This window comes from Acinetobacter sp. CIP 64.7, assembly GCF_000369745.1.
GTDB classification, from domain to species: Bacteria; Pseudomonadota; Gammaproteobacteria; order Pseudomonadales; family Moraxellaceae; genus Acinetobacter; species Acinetobacter fasciculus.
The window spans coordinates 1-3,181 of record NZ_KB850188.1 but is presented as its reverse complement, the minus strand read 5'-3'; the positions used below and the strand labels follow the sequence as shown (position 1 = coordinate 3,181).

Sequence of the window (3,181 nt, the reverse complement as noted above, 5' to 3'; positions counted from 1 at the left end):
TTTAAAACACGAATTAACGAAGACTTATCATTTTGAGGCTTGATATAAACACTGTTTATTGTGAAAATAGAGTTCAGGTACAAGCCTTTTGGTGAAATCATAACGGTCGCCAAACCTTATGATCTTCGTTACTTGATGTTAGTTCCATCAAATAACTGCGTACCGCTGAATTTACTTGAAAACCCCTCTAAGTTGCAAGACTTAGAGGGGTTTTTGTTTAGAATTTTACATTACAAGTTACTTATTCTTGTTTAAAGCAAATTTTCGCTTCTTAATCACAGTAAGTGGCTTTTCTTGTGGAGCCATATTTTTCTGAATGGTTCCCTGCTTCATCTCTACTGGGACAGCACTATTTTCAGTAGTCTTTGGATTAGATTCTTTAGGCTTTGACTCTGTTGGCTTTTGCAGAGTTGCTTCCTTATTTTTAATTTTTATATAAATTTTATGAGCAACTGTATTGTGCTCCTTAATTTCCCTGTTCTTATCAGCCAATTTTTTATACTGTTCCTTAAAAGGTTTTATAAATTTTTTGATAGCTGATAAGAACACGGCTTCTTCAGGATATATGTCCGCTAATGTCTTAGGTGTTTCCTTTTGCACGAAATTGATGAGATCGGCTGGAAATTTATTAAGAATCTCTGGAGTAGCAAAGCTTACAAAATCATAGTCATGATAAGAAATTACAGCATATCGGGTATTTTTCTTAGTCGGACTTTTAATATAACCTTTGACTGTTGCCTCTCCTTGATCAAGTAACTTTTTCAAATAGAAATCTTTGATTTGGTTTTCTATAAGCGCATTACCTCTATAGAACCTAAGCTTCTGACTGATTTCCGCCTGTTCTTCCAGGTTGTCTTCATCAACAAGTTTTAGCTGTTCGGATTGGTTAAGGAATTGAGCATAATTATATTGAGCCAGTTCGGATGTCCAAATCAGTAACTGATCAAGGTTTTTAGGCATAGGAACTTTCAAATCATTCAAATCAAGCTTTTTAATGGGCGCAAGTTCTTCTTCCTTAAACTCTGTTCTTTCTAAACTTGATTGCTTTAACATAATAATTTCCTTAACTTCCACTAATTTTAAACATAATAAAAATTATAAATGAGTGCTTAGAGCCTTCATTTTCAGATTCAGCTATTTGGGGTCAATAACGCATAAATCCCCATGCTTCCCATAGCCACACTGCTCTTTCATCACTCGGACGCAGGGCTTGGACTCTTCTCCAACGGCACAACTTTGAATATCAAACTGAATACCTTGCTGCCTTAAACTCTCGATCTTTGGAATATTCTCTAAAGGCTTAATATAAGATGCAAATAGCCACGTCATAGTCAGTATGAGAACTGAAAAAACACCTAAGAAAGTGGTGATTAACTTCCATGAAAATTGATCATTGGCTGATTCAATCGAGTTTTTCAAGCGTCCAAGCGCTTTAGCGGTCTTAATAAGTTCTGCTGTACCGTCCTGTAAGCCCTCATTTACCGCTTTTGATATAGTGTGGTGGGTTTGCCCAGCAATAGTGCTTTGAATGTGTTCTTTCGTGATTTGAAGCTCTTTAACGGCCTGATTGACTAAGTTTTGCTGTTGTTCTGCAACTGCCATCAGTGCATATAGCTTTTTTTCATCAGGTGTCATCGGCTCATCCCTCTAAACTTCATTGTTTTCTGTTGCTCTCTTTCTAATTTCTGCTGCTGTTTGTACTGTTCCAAAGCAAGCTGTTTAAAGCTGTCAAAATCAGCCTTAAAGCTCTCAATACCCTGTTTAATTTCTTTATCTGAAATTGGGCTGTTTTTGAGGTCTTTCAGGTCTTTTTTAGGGTCGCCTAAATCTAGTTGCTCAAGCTCTTTATAGGCTATACGTGACTGTTGCAAGGCTTCCCTGATTTCAGGGTCTTTAGCTTGGCTTGGTAATAGTTTCTTTTCGGGTTCTTTCTCTATGCCTTGCTCTTTGTAGCTTCGCATATCAATACGACTGTCAATTTGGTGTTTTTCTAAATGGCTGTTGCATAAATCAGCCCATCTTTGGCGTAGGTCTTTAATATCAGTTTTTCGTTCCTGGTAACCCTTGCCCGTATTGTCTTTTTTAGCTCCGCCACGTTCAGGATTCTTGGCGTTATAGCGTTTGAAATATTGCTCTGGATCTCGTTCGATTCCATCTTGCAGACGTTCATTAAACATGAGGTGAACGTGAGGCTGATCCTTGCCGTCCATTGCTTTAGGGTTATGAATCGCAAATTGATACGGATATTTTGAGCCGATCTCAGACTGAATGAAGTCCTCAACCAGTTCTAGGCGTTGCTCGGCATTCATCTCTCTAGGCAGGGCAATTTCATATTCTCGATAGGTACTGCCATTTTTACGCTCGTAAAGGTCGGCTGCCTGCCAAAAGGTAATCGGATTATGTTCAGCCCATTTCGGCATGTTTCCATAAGCACTATGTTCAAGATCAGTTTCTGCCTGTTCCTGTTTCAGCTTCTTTTCTTCATCCCTATCAATATATTCGGCATGCGGTGCTGCTTTACCTGCCTTACCGACTTTGACACTTAAACGAGCAATCGCCATTAGGTTTTATCCTGTTCCTTTTTTCGGTTGCGCTCTTTCTTAAACGCTCTTTGATCAAGTATCGAAGCCCACATCATAATGATGATGATTAGCGGTGCTGCGATCACGCCAAAAGTAATATCTTTGATTTTTCCCAATACCTGTTTTAGTTGCATGCTGTTGCTCCTAGCTTTGGTACTTATTTTTTTCATTCAATTTTCAATTGAACGAAAAAAATAAGTTTCAGGGTTTTAGGGATGAAGTCCCTAACGTGATTAGGTTTCTCAATGAAATTGAGAAACGTCTAAGCGCGCCATCAAATTTTTGATGGAAGTGCAGGCAACAATCTCTAGAACGACTTTAACAAAATTGCGTACATTTGACGTAATTATTTTGTTATCGTTCTTTGAGAATTAAGCCTGTACTTTTGCGGTATCTGAATTAATGGAATTGAATATGAATAATGATTGGCTGTCTGAAAAAATCACCTATATTTCTGCTTTAAAGAACCCTAATGATGCTCAAAAACTTTTACTTGAATTAGCCAAAATTCAGTACAGAACATCTGACCAAGAGAAAAAAATTAATGCCTTGATCAAAGCTGAAAAAGCCATAGATCGAGCAAATAAGCAAAAAGTTGC

4 protein-coding genes and 1 pseudogene are annotated in these 3,181 nt (G+C 37.8%); 1 reads left to right on the top strand and 4 read right to left on the bottom strand.

All coding sequences use genetic code 11. The features are described 5' to 3' along the window. Positions 1–237 precede the first annotated feature (237 nt). The 4 genes from F890_RS17585 to F890_RS18875 form a co-directional block, all read right to left on the bottom strand. Positions 238–1,053, bottom strand: coding sequence for a hypothetical protein (locus F890_RS17585; protein WP_005268593.1), 816 nt, complete (start codon positions 1,051–1,053; stop codon positions 238–240). 81 nt (positions 1,054–1,134) lie between these two features. After that, positions 1,135–1,635 (bottom strand): hypothetical protein, encoded by a 501-nt coding sequence (locus F890_RS17580; RefSeq protein ID WP_004282297.1) that lies wholly within the window; start codon positions 1,633–1,635, stop codon positions 1,135–1,137. After that, complete coding sequence (locus tag F890_RS17575) at positions 1,632–2,561, bottom strand: MobA/MobL family protein (RefSeq protein WP_004282296.1); 930 nt, start codon at positions 2,559–2,561, stop codon at positions 1,632–1,634. Before F890_RS17575 ends, F890_RS17580 begins: the two co-directional genes overlap by 4 nt. Further along, entirely contained in the window at positions 2,561–2,716 is a 156-nt protein-coding gene (locus F890_RS18875) for a hypothetical protein (protein WP_004812002.1), read from the bottom strand. The genes F890_RS17575 and F890_RS18875 overlap by 1 nt, the downstream gene beginning before the upstream one ends. A gap of 280 nt (positions 2,717–2,996) precedes the next feature. Here F890_RS18875 and F890_RS17565 point away from each other — a divergent pair. Then, positions 2,997–3,181 (top strand): annotated as a pseudogene (locus F890_RS17565) (conjugal transfer protein TraD); the annotation flags it as partial.